Origin of the sequence: Oceanibaculum nanhaiense, from assembly GCF_002148795.1 — a bacterium.
Lineage (GTDB): Bacteria > Pseudomonadota > Alphaproteobacteria > Oceanibaculales > Oceanibaculaceae > Oceanibaculum > Oceanibaculum nanhaiense.
In genome coordinates, this window is the sequence record NZ_MPOB01000007.1 from 130696 (window position 1) to 146322 (window position 15627).

Below are 15627 nucleotides of genomic sequence, written 5' to 3' on the forward strand. Positions count from 1 at the left end.
CTGTTTTTCGGGGCCAGGCCCCTCTCGACTACCAAGAGTTCGTTTCATGAGCGTTGACTATAAAGCGACCGTCTTTCTGCCGAAGACCGATTTCCCGATGCGTGCGGGGCTGCCGCAGATGGAGCCGCGCCTGATCGAGCGCTGGCAGAGGATCGGCCTGTACCGGAAGATGCGGGAGACCGCCAAGGGGCGCCCGCTCTTCGTGCTGCATGACGGCCCGCCCTACGCCAACGGCCATCTTCATATCGGCCACGCGCTGAACAAGACGCTGAAGGATGTGGTCACGCGTTCGCAGCAGATGCTGGGCAAGGACTCCAATTACGTTCCCGGCTGGGATTGCCACGGCCTGCCCATCGAATGGAAGGTGGAAGAGGAATACCGCGCCGCCGGCCGCAACAAGGACGAGGTGCCGATCAACGATTTCCGCGCCGAATGCCGGCGCTATGCGGAAAAGTGGGTGGCCATCCAGTCTGAGGAATTCCGCCGGCTGGGCGTCGAGGGCGACTGGGAACGGCCCTACCTCACCATGGCCTACGAGGCCGAGGCGATCATCGCCGCCGAGCTGCTGAAATTCGCGCAAACCGGCCAGCTCTATCGCGGTTCCAAGCCGGTCATGTGGTCGGTGGTGGAGAAGACCGCGCTGGCCGAGGCGGAGATCGAGTATCACGACTACCAGTCGGACACGATCTTCGTGCGGTTTCCGGTTGTGAAGAGTGGCGACCCGGCGCTCGACGGGGCCAGCGTGGTGATCTGGACCACCACCCCCTGGACCATGCCGGGCAACCGGGCGATCTGCTACTCCGACCGCGTGGCCTACGGCCTCTATGAAGTGACCGACGCGCCGGAGGGTAACTGGGCGGCGAAAGGGCAGAAGCTGATTCTGGCCGACGCGCTGGCCGAGGGTGTGCTCAAGGCTGCCAAGGTCGATGCCTATGAGCGGCTGACCGGCGTGCCGGGCGAGGCGCTGGCCGGCGGTATCTGCGCCCATCCGCTGCGCGGTCAGGGCTATGAATTCGACGTGCCGTTGCTGGAAGGCGATCATGTCACCGACGAGGCCGGTACCGGCTTCGTGCATACCGCCCCCGGCCATGGCGCCGACGATTTCGAGGCGTGGATGGACAATGCCCGCGTCCTCGCCGCGCGCGGCATCGACACGACGATCCCCTTCACGGTGGATGATGACGGCTTCTTCACGAAAGAAGCCCCTGGCTTCGAGGGCCGCCGGGTGATCACCGACACGGGCGAGAAGGGCGACGCCAACCAGGCCGTGATCGATGCGCTGGCGGCGGCCGGCATGATGGTCGCGCGCGGCCGGCTGAAGCACCAGTACCCGCACAGCTGGCGCTCCAAGAAGCCGATCATCTTCCGGAACACGCCGCAATGGTTCATCCATATGGACCGCGACATCGCGGGCAAGGGCGACAGCCTGCGCGCGCGCTCGCTGAAGGCGATCGACGAGACGGCGTTCTTCCCGGCGGCCGGGCAGAACCGGCTGCGCTCGATGATCCAGAACAAGCCGGACTGGGTGGTCTCGCGCCAGCGCGCCTGGGGCGTGCCGATCGCGGTGTTCCGCCACAAGGAGACCGGCGAACTGGCCCCCGGACCGGATTTCGCCGGCAATGACGAATTGGCCAAGCGCATCCGCGATGCCTTTACGGCGGAAGGGGCCGATGCCTGGTTTGCCGAAGGTGCCAGGGAGCGTTTCCTCGGCGGGCTGGTGAACGACCTGGAGCCGTGGGAGCAGGTGCGCGACATTCTCGACGTCTGGTTCGATTCCGGCTCGACCCACGCCTTCGTGCTGGAACAGCGGCCCGACCTGAAATGGCCGGCGGATGTCTATCTCGAAGGCACCGACCAGCATCGCGGCTGGTTCCATTCCTCGCTGATCGAAAGCTGCGGCACGCGCGGGCGGGCACCCTACGACGCGGTCATCACCCACGGCTTCACCATGGCCGAGGACGGCCGCAAGATGTCGAAGTCGCTGGGCAACCAGGTGTTCCCGCAGGATGTCATCGACCAGTCCGGCGCCGATATCCTGCGGCTGTGGGTGGCCAGCACCGACTATGCCGAGGACCAGCGTATCGGCCCGGAAATCCTGAAGACCACGACCGATGCCTATCGCAAGCTGCGCAACACCATGCGCTGGATGCTGGGCACGCTGGACGGCTATGACGGCGCTGCCGTGCCGTTGGCCGAGATGCCGGAGCTGGAGCGCCTCATGCTGCACCGGCTGGCCGAGCTGGACCGGCTGGTGCGCGACAGCTACCGGGTCTATGACTTCAAGCGCATCGTCGCGGCGATGATCCAGTTCATGACCGTCGATCTGTCAGCCTTCTATTTCGACGTGCGCAAGGACGCGGTCTATTGCGACGCGCCGGACAGTCCGCGGCGCAAGGCAGCGCTTTACGTCGTGGACCGGCTGTTCCACTGCACCGTCACCTGGCTGGCGCCGATGCTGCCCTTCACCATGGAGGAGGCCTGGCTCGCCCGGCACCCGTCCGAGGATTGGTCGGTGCATCTGGAGCTGTTCCCCGAGGTGCCGGCGGACTGGCTGGACACGGCGCTGGCGGCGAAATGGGAGATCGTGCGCGATGTGCGCCGCGTCGTCACCGGCGCGCTGGAGCTGGAGCGCGCGCAGAAGCGCATTGGCTCCTCATTGCAGGCGCATCCCACCGTGCATGTCTCGGACGCGGCGCTGGCCGCCTATCAGGGGCTGGACGCGGCGGAAATCTTCATCACCTCCGAGGCGACGCTGACCACCGGTGACGCACCCGCCGAGGCGTTCCGCCTGCCGGATGTGGCCGGCGTGGCCGTGGTGCCGGGCCTGGCCGGGGGCGAGAAGTGCGAGCGCTGCTGGCGCCAGCTTCCCGAGGTCGGCCATGTGCAGGGCCACGAGGCGGTGTGCCAGCGCTGTGCCGAGGCGGTTGAGACCATCCAGGGTGCGGCGGCGTGACGTCAGGCGTTTACCGCACGCGGCTTTCCCACACACGCTTGGGGCTGATCATCGCTCTGCTGGTGTTTGTCGCCGACCTGGCGACGAAGGAATGGATGCTGGCGCTGATTTTCGATCCGCCACGCCGCATCGTGCTGACCGGCTTCTTCAACCTGACGCCGGTGTGGAACCGGGGGGTCAGTTTCGGGCTGTTCGCCGGACATCAGGAATGGATCCCCTGGATCCTGTCGCTGGTTGCCATCATCATCGCGGCCGGCCTGTTTGTCTGGCTGCGCCGGGCCCGGAACCCGTTGCTCGCGGCGGCGCTGGGGCTGGTGATCGGCGGGGCGCTGGGCAATGTCATCGACCGGGTGCGGTTCGGGGCGGTCGTGGATTTTCTCGATTTTCACATTTCGGGTTATCATTGGCCGGCGTTTAACATCGCCGATGCGGCGATCAGCCTTGGGGTTGTCATGATCCTGTATCATGAGTTGTTCCTGGCTTCGGGCCAGGCTTCGGGAGAAAAGGAATGAGGACGGTGCTCATCACGGATCGGTCAGGCGGCGGTCGCTGGTTTGGCGCTGCACGCGCAGCGGGAATTCTTCTTGTCGCCGCCGGACTGCTTGCCGGCTGCAGCGAAGCCAGGCAGGCGATGGGCCTGGGCAAGCGCGCGCCGGACGAGTTCACCGTGGTGAAGCGTGCGCCGCTCAGCCTGCCGCCGGAATATTCGCTGCGGCCGCCGGAGCCGGGTGCGCCGCGCCCGCAGGAACCCTCGCCGACCGCGCAGGCGCGCCAGCAGGTGCTGGGTGGCGGTACTACAGGCGGCGCCGCGGCGCAGCAGCAGGGCGCGGTTGCCGCGCTGGGCGGCGGCAAGCCGTTCTCGCAGAGCGGCTTCGCGCTGGGTGGGGCGGCCCTGGGCAGCGGCGGCGACCGCAGCGTCAGCGCTGCCGCGCCGACCACGCCGGGGGTGCAGAATTTCCGTCAGCAGCTTGGGCTCAATCAGGCCGACCCGGATATCCGCACCAAGATCAACCGCGAGCATACGCAGCTCGTCGAGGCCGACAGCCGGCTGCTCGACGATCTTTTGTTCTGGAAGCAGAAGGAAGACCCGAGCGCCGTGGTGGTTGACCCGGCGGCCGAGCGCAAGCGGCTGCAGGAAAACGCCGCGCTGGGCTCCGCGCCGAACAGCGGCGAGGTGCCGACCATCGAGCGCAAGCGCAAGGGTGTCAGCCTGTTCTGATCGGCCGCAATAATCGAAATTGGAAACCCCCGGAAGCCTGTTTTCCGGGGGTTTTTTCATGGCGTGCCGCGAAACGCCTTCGGCCGGGCCTGTCATCGGTTTTGCGGACGGTGCCGGTCATTGTCCGGGCGACAATTGCTTGCCAAGCATGCGTGCTATGCGGTAATGCCCGAGGTAAGCACGGTTGTGTTCCGGCGGCCGCTTTCGCGATTGCCCTTTAGGGGCGTGGGAAAGCGGGCTGGCCTGAGCGTCGAATCAGCCTATGCTTGAAGAAATAAGGACGGCCGCAAGACGGCTGCCAGTTTGAACAGGCTATGGGTTTCCAATCCGCGGGGGAACGGGAAGCATGGAGTATTTCCTTCAGCAGTTGATCAACGGGCTGACGCTCGGATCGATCTACGGGCTGATCGCCATCGGCTATACGATGGTTTACGGCATTATCGGCATGATCAATTTCGCGCATGGCGACGTCTTCATGATCGGCGCCTTCATTGCGCTGATCGCGCTGATCATCCTGGGCAGTATCGGGCTGACCTTCATCCCGCTGGCGCTGCTGATCGTGCTCATCGTCTCGATGCTGCTGACCTCGGTCTATGGCTGGACGGTCGAGCGCATCGCCTACCGGCCGCTGCGTGGCTCCTTCCGCCTGGCGCCGCTGATCTCTGCCATCGGCATGTCGATCTTCCTGCAGAATTATGTGCAGCTTTCCCAGGGCGCCCGGGTCAAGCCGATCCAGCCGGTGGTCGAGGGCGGCTTCACGATGATGAAGAGCAGCGATTTCGTGGTGACCTTCAGCTACATGCAGGTGCTGATCATCGTCACCACGCTGGTGCTGATGACCGGCTTCTCGCTGCTGATCGCGAAGACCGCGCTGGGCCGCCAGCAGCGCTCGTGCGAGCAGGACAGGAAGATGGCCTCGCTGCTCGGCATCAATGTCGATCGCACGATCTCGCTGACCTTCGTGATGGGGGCCGCGCTGGCCTCGGTCGCGGGCATGATGTTCGTGCTGTATTACGGCGTGATCGATTTCTTCATCGGCTTCCTGGCCGGCATCAAGGCCTTCACGGCGGCGGTGCTGGGCGGTATCGGCTCGCTGCCGGGCGCGATGTTGGGCGGCCTGCTGATCGGCCTTATCGAGACCTTCTGGTCGGCCTATTTCAGCATTGAGTACAAGGATGTGGCGGCGTTCTCCATCCTCGTGCTGGTGCTGATCTTCCTGCCGACCGGCTTGCTCGGCAAACCCGAAATCGAGAAGGTCTGAGCATGGCAGCGCCGCATGTGCGTACCGCCGAGGGGTCGCTCGACCTTCCGGCGATTCTGAAGGATTGCCTGGCCAGCACGCTGGTCGTCTTCGCGATGGCGGTGCCGATCATCGGCCTGCGCACGATGGACGGCGCCGGCGGCCTGGTCATCGATTATCGCTGGGGCGATGTGGCGTTCGCCGTGCTGGCCGGTTTCCTGGGCCGGCTGGCGCTCAACATCTGGTGGGGCTATGGCGGGCGGTCCAGGCCGAAGCCCAAGGCCGAGGCGATCGGCGGCGACAATTTCGCCGCCTTCATGAAGAAGGTCGGGCTGTATGGCGGGCCAGTGGCGATCATCTTCGCCTTCATCATGCCGGGCCTGCCCTTCGCCGACCGCTATATCCTCGACATTTCCATCCTGGTGCTGACCTACATCATGCTGGGCTGGGGGCTGAACATCGTGGTCGGCCTCGCCGGCCTGCTCGATCTCGGCTATGTCGCCTTCTACGCGGTGGGGGCCTATTCCTACGCGCTGATCGCCACCAGCTTCGGCTGGTCGTTCTGGGTCTGCCTGCCGCTGGCCGGTGTGTTCGCCTGTTTCTTCGGCGTCATCCTGGGCTTTCCGGTGCTGCGGCTGCGCGGCGACTACCTCGCCATCGTGACGCTGGGCTTCGGCGAGATCATCCGCGTCGTGCTGCTGAACTGGTACGAGTTCACCAACGGGCCGGACGGTATTTCCGGCATCCCGCGCCCCAGCTTCTTCGGGCTGGAATTCTCCCGCTTCGCGCCGGAGGGCGGCACCGCTTTCCATGAATTCTTCGGGCTGGAATTCTCCTCCCTGCACCGCATCATCTTCCTCTATTACATCATCCTGATCCTGGCGCTGATCACCAATCTGGTGACGCTGCGGCTGCGCAAGCTGCCGGTCGGCCGGGCCTGGGAGGCACTGCGCGAGGACGAGATCGCCTGCCGGTCCCTGGGTATCAACCCGACCAACACCAAGCTGACGGCCTTCGCCATCGGCGCGATGTTCGGCGGGTTCGCCGGCGCGTTCTTCGCCACCCGCCAGGGCTTCATCAGCCCGGAAAGTTTCACCTTTATCGAATCGGCGGTGATCCTCGCCATTGTGGTGCTGGGCGGCATGGGCAGCCAGATTGGCGTTGTCATCGCCTCGGTCTTCCTGATCGGCGGCACGGAAGTGTTCCGCGAGCTGGAGCAGTTCCGCATGCTGGCCTTCGGCGGCGCCATGGTGCTGATCATGATCTGGAAGCCGCGCGGCCTGCTGGCGCATCGCGAGCCGACGCTGAAGCTGCCGCCCAGCCGAAAGCCGGAGGCGAAGCCGATCGTCGGTACGGAAGGAGAGGCGGCATGATCGGGCTGTTCGACGATCCGCGCGTCGCCACCGACGCCGCCACCGCGGATACGCCGCTGCTGACGGTCGAGCATCTGACGATGCGCTTCGGCGGGCTGGTCGCCATCGACGATGTGTCGCTGGAGGCGCGCAAGCGGGAGATCACCGCCATCATCGGCCCGAACGGCGCCGGCAAGACCACGGTGTTCAATTGCCTGACCGGCTTCTACAAGCCGACGGTCGGCCAGTTGCGGCTGAACCGGAACGGCACGCTGTTCTATCTGGAGCGGATGGAGGATTTCCGCATCGCGCACGAGGCGCGGGTTGCCCGCACCTTCCAGAATATCCGGCTGTTTCCGGCGATGAGCGTGCTGGAGAATCTGGTCGTCGCCCAGCACAACAAGCTGATGCGGGCGTCGGGCATGAGCTTTGCCGGGCTGATCGGGCTGAAGAGCTATCGCGACGCTGAGCGGGACGCGGTGGAGAAGGCGCGCTACTGGCTGGAACGCATCAATCTGGCCGACCGGGCGGACTGGAATGCCGGCAACCTGCCCTATGGTGACCAGCGCCGGCTGGAGATCGCCCGCGCCATGTGCACCGATCCGGTGATGCTGTGCCTGGACGAGCCGGCGGCCGGCCTGAACCCGCGCGAATCGCTGGAGCTGAACGAGCTGCTGCGCTATGTGCGCGACGAGCATGGCATCGGCGTGCTGCTGATCGAGCATGATATGAGCGTCGTCATGGGCATTTCCGACCATGTGATCGTGCTGGATTACGGTCGCAAGATCGCCGATGGCGCCCCCGAGGCGGTGCGCAACGACCCCAAGGTCATCAAGGCCTATCTCGGCGAGGATGAGGAAGAGGAGCTGCCGCCCGAGATTGCCGCCGATATCGAAAAGAAGACGGGCGAGCAGAAGACGGGAGACGGGGCATGAGCGCGCTGCTCGAGATCGCCGGGGTCGAGACCTTCTACGGCAATATCCAGGCGCTGCGCGGCGTCGATGTCAGCGTCGCCAAGGGCGAGATCGTCACGCTGATCGGCGCCAACGGCGCCGGCAAATCGACCCTGCTGATGACGATCTGCGGCAGCCCGCAGGCCCGCACCGGCAGCATCGTCTATGATGGCGTCGATATCACCCGGATGCCGACGCACGAGATCATGCGCATGGGCATGGCGCAGTCGCCGGAAGGGCGGCGCATCTTCCCGCGCATGACGGTGATGGAAAATCTGCAGATGGGGGCGACGACCACCGATCCGGCCTATTTCGACCAGGATATCGAGAAGGTTTTCACCCTGTTCCCGCGCCTGAAGGAACGGCGCGGCCAGCGCGGCGGCACGCTGTCGGGCGGCGAGCAGCAGATGCTGGCCATCGGCCGGGCGCTGATGAGCCGGCCGCGCCTGCTGCTGCTGGACGAGCCGTCGCTGGGGCTGGCGCCGCTGGTGGTGAAGCAGATCTTCGGGGCCATCAAGCAGATCAACGAGGAGGAAGGCATGACCATCCTGCTGGTCGAGCAGAACGCCTATCACGCGCTGCGCCTGGCCCATCGCGGCTATGTGCTGGTGACCGGCCAGATCACCATGTCGGGCACCGGCGCCGATCTGCTGTCCCGGCCGGAGGTGCGCGCCGCCTATCTCGAAGGCGGGCATTGAGGGCGATGGCAATGGAACAGCTTCTCGGCAACGACATTCCGACTTTCATCGGCGTCACCATCGTGCTGGCCGGCGGGGCCGCCATGCTGATGGGCAGCGCGCTGGCCCGCACCTGGCGACCGTTCTGGCAGGGTCTGCTGTACAGCGCCTTGCTGGGGCTGGCCTCGCGCTTCATCAGCTTCGCGCTGTTTGGCGGCGATCTGCTGTCCTTGAGCGGCTACATCGTCGATGTGGTGGTGCTGGCGCTGATGGCCTTCGTGGCCTATCGGGCGACGCTGGCAAGCCGCATGGCGGCACAATACCCCTGGTTGTACGAACGTGCCGGCCTGTTCGGCTGGCGTGCGCGTCGCGACGGGTGAGACGCGGCGGGTGGTGGTAGCGGGAATCCGTTGCCAGCTTCCGTGGCCGGTCCTACTGTGTGGTTAACGTGCCGTTTTACCGCGCGTGAGGGCTGGTCCCTTTCAACCGAGTAAAAGAGCAGGGAGATCGATATGAAGAAACTATCCACACTGGTCCTGGCAGCGGCTGCGCTGGTCCTGACCGGGCAGGTCGCGAAAGCCGATATCACGGTGGCGACCGCCGGTCCGATGACCGGTCAGTATGCCAGCTTCGGCGCCCAGATGAAGGCGGGTGCGGAGCAGGCGGTTGCCGATATCAACGCCGCTGGCGGCGTGCTCGGCCAGCAGCTGAAGCTGAGCGTCGGCGACGATGCCTGCGATCCCAAGCAGGCGGTTGCTGTCGCCAACGACATGGTGCGCCAGGGCGTGAAGCTGATGGCCGGCCATTTCTGTTCCGGCTCCTCCATCCCGGCCTCCAAGGTCTATGAGGAGGAAGGCATCCTGATGATCTCGCCGGCTTCGACCAATCCGAAGCTGACCGAGGAAGGCGGGCCGAACGTGTTCCGCGTTTGCGGCCGTGACGACCAGCAGGGTGAGGTCGCCGGTGCGTTCCTCGCCAAGAACTATGCCGGCAAGAAGATCGCCTTCGTGCATGACAAGACCGCCTACGGCAAGGGTCTCGCCGACGAGACGCTGAAGTCCTACAAGGCTGCCGGCGGCAAGGAAGTGATGTACGAGGCCTATACCGCGGGCGAGAAGGACTATTCCGCGCTGGTCTCCAAGCTGAAGCAGGCCGGCGTCGATGTGCTCTATGTCGGCGGCTACCACACCGAGGCAGGCCTGATCGTGCGCCAGATGCGCGAGCAGGGCATGAACACCGTGCTGGTTTCCGGCGACGCGCTGGTCACCGACGAGTACTGGTCGATCACCGGCCCGGCCGGTGAAGGCACGCTGATGACCTTCAGCCCGGATCCGCGCAAGAACGAGAAGGCCGCGCCGATCGTGAAGGCGTTCCGCGACAAGGGCGTCGAGCCGGAAGGCTATGTGCTCTACACCTATGCGGTGATGCAGATCTTCAAGCAGGCCGCCGAGAAGGCCGGTTCCGCCGACATCGGCAAGATCCTGCCGGTGCTGCAGAGCGGCATGAAGTTCGACACCGTGCTGGGCGACCTGTCCTTCGACAAGAAGGGCGACGTCACCCTGCCGGGCTATGTCTTCTATGTCTGGAAGAACGGCAAGTACGACTATCTCTGACGCGTAATACGCGTCAGCGCGATGAGGCCCGGCCGGTAGCGGCCGGGCCTTTTTCGTTAAGACTGGATTAATGGCCTTCTGCGAGGATACGATTTTATCAAGCGGGCCACCGGTGAAGGCGCCGTATTCAGGGTGGGGGCATGTCGTTCAAGGAACGATTCCGGGCATGGTGGGAGGGCTATGAGTATGTTCCTCATACCCCGATGGCGCAGACCGACGACAGCATGCAGGCTGACGGCGAAGCTGCCGCCAGCGAAAAAGTCGAGCAATGGTCAACCGACCGGTTCGGCCTCATCCAGGCGTTGTGGGGCGACGGGCTGGTGTTTCCGGGCGGCAAGGAGCACCTGCTGAAGCTGGTCTCGCCCTTCGGCCTCAACCCGGCCTTCTCGGCCGCTGATTTCGGCGCGGGGCTCGGCGGCGGCGGCGAGATCGTCGCGGAAGAATATGGTGCCTGGGTCAATGGCTACGAGTTCGATCCCGAGCGCGCGGCCTTTGGCGAGGAGCGGGCGGAACGGATGGGTCTCTCGCGCAAGGCGCCGGTCAGCTATCTCGAACCCGATACCTTCACCATGCGCGACAGCGCCTATCACTGTGCCTTCGCGGTCGGCGCCTTCTACTGGATCGAGAACAAGAGCCACCTGCTGCGCATGATCGAGAAGGGCCTGCATCCGGGCGGCCAGTTCACCTTCACCGATTACGTGCTGACCTCCGAAGAGGCCAAGGAGAACCCGGCCGTGCAGGGCTGGATGACCAGCGAGGACCCGGTGCCACAGCCCTGGACCGCGAAGCATTACGAGGTCGAGCTGGTCAATCTGAACCTGGACGTGCGCATCTCCGAGGATATGAGCGAGCCGCACCAGAAGGCGATCCTGGAAGGCTGGGCAACGCTGACCGCCGGGCTGAAGCCCGGCGGCCTGGCGCCCGAAACCATGCAGTACCTGGTCGAGGAGGCCGAGCGCTGGGTCCGCCGGGTGGGGGCGCTTCGTTCCGGCGGCCTGCGCTACCAGCGTTTCTACGTCACCAAGCCGACCGAGTAAGCGAAAGCGTGGCGTCGGCGCTCGCTCAGATGCAGCGCCCGCCGTCGATCTCCATGGCCAGGCCGGTCAGGAACTCCGAACTGTCCTCCGCCAGGAACAGCGCCGCGTTGGCGATGTCGGCCGGCTGGCTGAACCGGCCCATCGGGATGACCGAGGTGAACTGCCGGCGCCGCTCCGGCGTGTCCTCACCCATGAAGTCGTTCAGCATGCCGGTCTCGCCGGCCACCGGGCACAGCGCATTCACACGGATCTTCTCCGGCGCCAGTTCCGCGGCCATTGATTTGGTCAGCGTGATCGCCGCCCCCTTGGAGCCGTTGTACCAGGTGAGGCCCGGCCGCGGCCGCAGGCCCGCCGTGGAGGCGGTGTTGATGATGACGCCGCCCTGGCCCTGCTTGCGGAACACCGGCACCGCATGCCGGGCGGCCAGGAAGATTGCCTTGGCGTTCACCGCGAAGCAGCGGTCGAATTCCTCTTCCGTCACCTCCAGCATCGGCTTGTTCTTGTGGGTGACGCCGGCATTGTTGACCATGATGTCCAGCCGGCCATAGGTGGCGAGCGTCTTCTCCACCATGGCCTTCACATCGGCATCGCTGGCAACGTCGGCCTTCACGAAGATCGCCGTGCCCTGGCCGTGCTCCTTGTCGATCTCGGCGGCCACGCGGGCGCCGCCGGCCTCGTTCACGTCATTCACCACGAGTTTGGCGCCTTCGCGCGCATAAAGCTTGGCGATGCCCTCGCCGAACCCGGAACCCGCGCCGGTGACGATGGCGACTTTGCCTTGCAGGCGCATGATATCCTCCTTGGTCCGTTCAATTTGCCCTGGCCGGTCTGTGCCGGCCTCGTGGGAGAAAGTGTATCCTGCGCGTGTCCGCCCTGTCATCCGGCAGTGCCGGCGCCGGTTGGCGGTCTGCCATGCGCCATCGGCGGCCGCCACGCGGTATATGGGTGTGGCCAGCAGTTATCACACAATATCAAGCGGTTGCTGAAAAATCCTGATGGTGCCATACTGTTCGGAATATGTGCTGGCGCGACCGCTGGGGAGCGGGAGTCGCGTTGCAGCATCGGCTAGGGGGAACAATGCGATCAACGGCTTTGAAGCGTGGCCTCGCCGCTCTGGCGGTTGCGGTCACCGTGGCGGGAACGCCGGCGGTCAGCTTCGCCGCCTGTGCGACGCCGAAGGAGAACGCTGCCCTTGAGGCGCGGGTCCTGCTCAGCGAACTCATGGTGGCGGCGTTGAGCTGCAACCAGCGGCCCAGCTACAATGCCGTCGTCGCCCGCTATCAGGGGGAGATGGCTGGTACCGGCAAGGCGCTGAAGGGGTATTTCGCACGGGTTCATGGCGCGCGGTCGTCGCAGGAGCTGAACGGCTTCGTGACCCGCATGGCGAACGAAGCCTCGCAGCGCAGCCTTGCCGAGTTCGCGGCATTCTGCAGCGCGGCGGAAGACAAGTTCACGGCGCTGATGGACGAGCGGCAGCCGCACAGCTTCGAGAGTTTCGCCAGCCTGCAGCCGGGCGCGTCCAATCACGGTATCGAAGCCTGCCAGTACACGGCGTCCAATACGGTGCCCAACAGCGGGGGCCGTACCCGCTAACATCGCCGTTTCGCGCAAACATTTGGCCGGCCCCGCAAGGGAGCCGGCTTTTTTGTGCGCCGGATTTCGTCTGCCGGCCTTCTTTCTGGGCATGAAAAAACCCGGCTGGTTGTACAGCCGGGTTTTCCCGTTAAAGCGATCGCACTCTAGCGGAAGATGATTTCCACACGCCGGTTCTGCGGCTCGCGGACGCCATCGGCGGTCGGGACCAGCGGGTCGGTCTCGCCACGGGCCTCTGAGCTGATCTGCCCGGCCGGAACGCCATCGGCGGTCAGGGCAGCCTGCACCGAATCGGCGCGGCGCTGCGACAGACGCAGATTGTAGGCAGCCGGGCCGGAGCGGTCAGCATGGCCAACCAGGTTCAGACGGCTGATGCCGCCCTTCTTGGCATTGTCGGCGGCCAGCTTCACGATCTGGCGCGCATCCGGCGTCAGGTCCGAACGGTCGAAGTCGAAGAACACCAGATAGTTGCGCGGCACGGCCGGCGGGGCCGGCTGGGCTGCGGGCTGCGGAGCCGGCTGCGGGGCCGGTGCGGCGGCAGGTGCCGGCATCGGCTTCGGCGGCGGATTGAAGGCCCAGCGCAGGCCGACCAGAACGGTGTGCGCGGCATATTCGGCATCGACAGAGGCACCGGTCGAGGTGGTGAGGCCGGCATCGCGGGTGGCGAAATAGCGGTAGTCAGCGAACAGGCCGAGCTGCTCGCTCACCTGATAGCCGACGCCGGCGATGCCCTGATAGGCCAGCACGATGTCAGAGTCGCTGAGGCTGCCGCCGCCAATCGGGGCAATGCCGTCATACTTCACGGCAGCACCACCGAGACCGACACCGAGATAGGGGGTGAAGCCGCCCATGTCGAAATCGTACAGCAGGTTCATCATCAGCGCCTGGGCGCGGGTGTTGCCCGCCCCGTTCACGCCGCTGACGCTATCGGCGTCATTGCCGCGATAGGAGAATTCAAGCTCAAGGCGCGGGGCGCCGAACTTGTAGCCGAGAGAGGCCGCACCGAGCGCGCCGGTGTCGAAATCGGCCTCGCTGCTGATGCCGGAGCCGGAGATATCGGCATCTTCCTGCAGGTTGATGCCGGCACCCAGGCCCATATACCAGCCTTCCGGCTGCGCCAGAGCGGCAGTCGGCAAACCGACCAGCAGCGCCGCGGCGATAATTGGCGCATTGAACTTCATGACAGGTGCCCTCTTCTTTTTTGTAGAAGGAAATAACTGGCGGCCATCAGACCCCGGATGGTTTCCTCGCGACCGACACTATTCATAGCAATATCAAATAACGGGGACGGCTTCACGGGATTCCAATCGACTGTGGCTCATTGGTTACCAATGTGGCTGAAAGGACACATAAAAACTATCCGGCTACCGTGATTCACTGTTTCGGGCCGGGCGGCGCTTTTTTCAGCGGCCGTTCCAGCGCGTCAAGGAACTGCCGGCGTTCTTCCGGTGTCAGCTTTTCGTTGATCGACAGCAGCAGATTGTGCAGCACATCCTGCATCGCCGCCGAGCGGTCGCGCACATCCTCCAGCGCGCGGGAAGCCGCATCGGGATCGTAGGGTTGCTTCAGCATCGCCTCGTGCATGTCGCTGCGCGCCGCGCGCAGTTCTCGGAAGGCGCTACGCATGTTGGCCCGTTCACGCTCGAACACCGGCCCCAGCTTCTCCCGCGCCTGCTGCGGCACGGCGTGTTCCAGCGGGCCGAAGCCGAACCGCCGGTCCTTCGGCCCGCGATCGCCGTGCCAGTGCGACAGCGCAGAGCCGGCGATGATCCCGACCAGCAGCAGGTTCAGCACCAGCGAGGCGGGCAGCAGCCAGCGGCGGAACCGGGTTTTCTTCGCGGGCGCCGATGTCGTGGATTCGGGGGCGTCAGTCATAACTCGTATCTCCCGTTGCGTTCTGGCCGGCGGTCAGCGGGCCGAAGGCCAGGACAGCGACATCCTGCTGGTCGAGGGCGGCGAGGTCGATTGTGCCGCCGGTATTGAGGGTGTATGGCCCGGCGGCGAATCCCAGCCACAGGCCGATGACGGCGGAGGCCGCCAGCGCCATGGTGAAGCGCCAGGGCGCGCGGTTGCCGTTTGCCGGAATTGGTGCCGGGATTGGCGCCACCGGTGCCGCCGGAGCGTCTTGGTGCCGGGCGGCGGCCCGGATGCGCGCCGCGAGGTCGCCTGCCGGTGCAGGGGCGGGCGGCAGCGCATCCAGCGCGCGGTCCAGCTGGCGTGCCTGTTCCAGCCGGGCCTGCGCGGCGGGCTCAATGGCCAGCAAGGCCAGCGCGGCAGCGCGTTCCACTACCGGCCAGCGCGCCGGGTCGGCGCCATAGGCGTCGAGCAGCGTTTCCAGCCGCTGCAGATCCATCGCTTGAAGTTTTTCGGTCATGACAAACCCTCCAGCAGGTCGCGCCCTTCAGCGCCCAGCAATTCGCGCAATTTGCGCCGGCCCCGCGCCAGCAGCGATTCCAGTGCTTCCTCGCTGATTTCCATCAGCCCGGCCGCCTCGGCCTGGCTCAGCCCTTCGTAATAGCTCAGGATCAGCGCCGCGCGCTGGCGCTCCGGCAGGCTGTCGAGGGCGTTGCGTACGGCGGCGCCGCGCTCGTCCTCCTCCATCGCCTCGCCGGGCCGGGGGGCGGGATCGACGGTTTCCGGCGGCTCGTCCATCAGCACCAGCCGGCGGCGGCGCAGCCGGTCATGGGAGAGGTTGAAGGCGACGCGGTAGAGCCAGCTCTTCAGCCCGGCCTCGCCGGGCCGCCAGGTGGCTGCGTTGTTCCACAGCCGCAGGAAGCTTTCCTGCGCCACATCCTCGGCCTCGGACCGGTCGCCCAGTAACCGCCAGGCGAGCCGGTGAAGCATGCCGAGATGGCGGTCGAGCAGCAGGGCGAAGGCGGCATCGTCGCCGGCGGCGAGACGCAGGATGAGGCTGTCGTCTGAAGCGTCGGACTCGTCCGTCTTCTGCACACGCCATCCCCATTCTGTCGTTCGCCGCACGGCGCCGCTCC

Annotated in this window: 16 protein-coding genes; 11 read left to right on the plus strand and 5 right to left on the minus strand. The window is 65.5% G+C overall.

All coding sequences use genetic code 11. The features are described from left to right. Positions 1–46 precede the first annotated feature (46 nt). From ileS to BKM74_RS13945, 10 genes are all read left to right on the plus strand, one after another. Complete coding sequence (gene ileS / locus BKM74_RS13900) at positions 47–2953, plus strand: isoleucine--tRNA ligase (RefSeq protein WP_086466308.1); 2907 nt, start codon at positions 47–49, stop codon at positions 2951–2953. Further along, positions 2950–3465: a signal peptidase II gene (gene lspA / locus BKM74_RS13905; RefSeq protein WP_350038979.1), complete on the plus strand. Its 516-nt coding sequence runs from the start codon at positions 2950–2952 to the stop codon at positions 3463–3465. Before ileS ends, lspA begins: the two co-directional genes overlap by 4 nt. Beyond that, complete coding sequence (locus tag BKM74_RS13910) at positions 3462–4172, plus strand: DUF3035 domain-containing protein (protein WP_086466309.1); 711 nt, start codon at positions 3462–3464, stop codon at positions 4170–4172. Before lspA ends, BKM74_RS13910 begins: the two co-directional genes overlap by 4 nt. Positions 4173–4518: 346 nt before the next feature. Next, complete coding sequence (locus BKM74_RS13915; RefSeq protein WP_086466310.1) at positions 4519–5433, plus strand: ABC transporter permease subunit; 915 nt, start codon at positions 4519–4521, stop codon at positions 5431–5433. 2 nt (positions 5434–5435) lie between these two features. Continuing rightward, on the plus strand, positions 5436–6785 hold the full coding sequence (livM, locus tag BKM74_RS13920; protein WP_086466311.1) for a high-affinity branched-chain amino acid ABC transporter permease LivM: 1350 nt from the start codon (positions 5436–5438) through the stop codon (positions 6783–6785). Next, positions 6782–7699, plus strand: coding sequence for an ABC transporter ATP-binding protein (locus BKM74_RS13925; RefSeq protein ID WP_086466312.1), 918 nt, complete (start codon positions 6782–6784; stop codon positions 7697–7699). Before livM ends, BKM74_RS13925 begins: the two co-directional genes overlap by 4 nt. A gap of 5 nt (positions 7700–7704) precedes the next feature. Continuing rightward, positions 7705–8415: an ABC transporter ATP-binding protein gene (locus BKM74_RS13930; RefSeq protein WP_217895492.1), complete on the plus strand. Its 711-nt coding sequence runs from the start codon at positions 7705–7707 to the stop codon at positions 8413–8415. A gap of 11 nt (positions 8416–8426) precedes the next feature. Next, entirely contained in the window at positions 8427–8774 is a 348-nt protein-coding gene (locus BKM74_RS13935; RefSeq protein ID WP_245825942.1) for a DUF6867 family protein, read from the plus strand. Positions 8775–8906: 132 nt separating this feature from the next. Then, positions 8907–10007, plus strand: a complete 1101-nt coding sequence (locus BKM74_RS13940; RefSeq protein WP_086466315.1) for a branched-chain amino acid ABC transporter substrate-binding protein — start codon at positions 8907–8909, stop codon at positions 10005–10007. A gap of 140 nt (positions 10008–10147) precedes the next feature. Next, the gene (locus BKM74_RS13945; RefSeq protein ID WP_140056091.1) at positions 10148–11044 is read left to right on the plus strand and encodes a methyltransferase domain-containing protein; all 897 of its coding nucleotides are present in this window, start codon (positions 10148–10150) and stop codon (positions 11042–11044) included. 25 nt (positions 11045–11069) lie between these two features. Here the strand turns inward: BKM74_RS13945 and BKM74_RS13950 are convergent, their stop codons facing one another. Beyond that, positions 11070–11834: an SDR family oxidoreductase gene (locus BKM74_RS13950; protein ID WP_086466317.1), complete on the minus strand. Its 765-nt coding sequence runs from the start codon at positions 11832–11834 to the stop codon at positions 11070–11072. 287 nt (positions 11835–12121) lie between these two features. Here BKM74_RS13950 and BKM74_RS13955 point away from each other — a divergent pair, with 287 nt between their 5' ends. Continuing rightward, complete coding sequence (locus BKM74_RS13955; RefSeq protein ID WP_140056092.1) at positions 12122–12637, plus strand: hypothetical protein; 516 nt, start codon at positions 12122–12124, stop codon at positions 12635–12637. A gap of 146 nt (positions 12638–12783) precedes the next feature. Here BKM74_RS13955 and BKM74_RS13960 read toward each other — a convergent pair whose 3' ends face one another. The 4 genes from BKM74_RS13960 to BKM74_RS13975 all read right to left on the minus strand — a co-directional run bounded on the left by BKM74_RS13960 (position 12784) and on the right by BKM74_RS13975 (position 15616). After that, positions 12784–13818 (minus strand): OmpA family protein, encoded by a 1035-nt coding sequence (locus BKM74_RS13960; RefSeq protein ID WP_086466319.1) that lies wholly within the window; start codon positions 13816–13818, stop codon positions 12784–12786. 193 nt (positions 13819–14011) lie between these two features. Beyond that, positions 14012–14512 carry a periplasmic heavy metal sensor gene (locus BKM74_RS13965; protein WP_086466320.1) on the minus strand — a complete coding sequence of 167 codons (501 nt, stop codon included), beginning with the start codon at positions 14510–14512 and terminating at the stop codon, positions 14012–14014. Continuing rightward, positions 14505–15011 (minus strand): hypothetical protein, encoded by a 507-nt coding sequence (locus BKM74_RS13970; RefSeq protein WP_086466321.1) that lies wholly within the window; start codon positions 15009–15011, stop codon positions 14505–14507. Before BKM74_RS13970 ends, BKM74_RS13965 begins: the two co-directional genes overlap by 8 nt. Next, positions 15008–15616, minus strand: a complete 609-nt coding sequence (locus BKM74_RS13975; protein ID WP_086466322.1) for an RNA polymerase sigma factor — start codon at positions 15614–15616, stop codon at positions 15008–15010. The genes BKM74_RS13970 and BKM74_RS13975 overlap by 4 nt, the downstream gene beginning before the upstream one ends. Between the last annotated feature and the right edge of the window lie 11 nt (positions 15617–15627).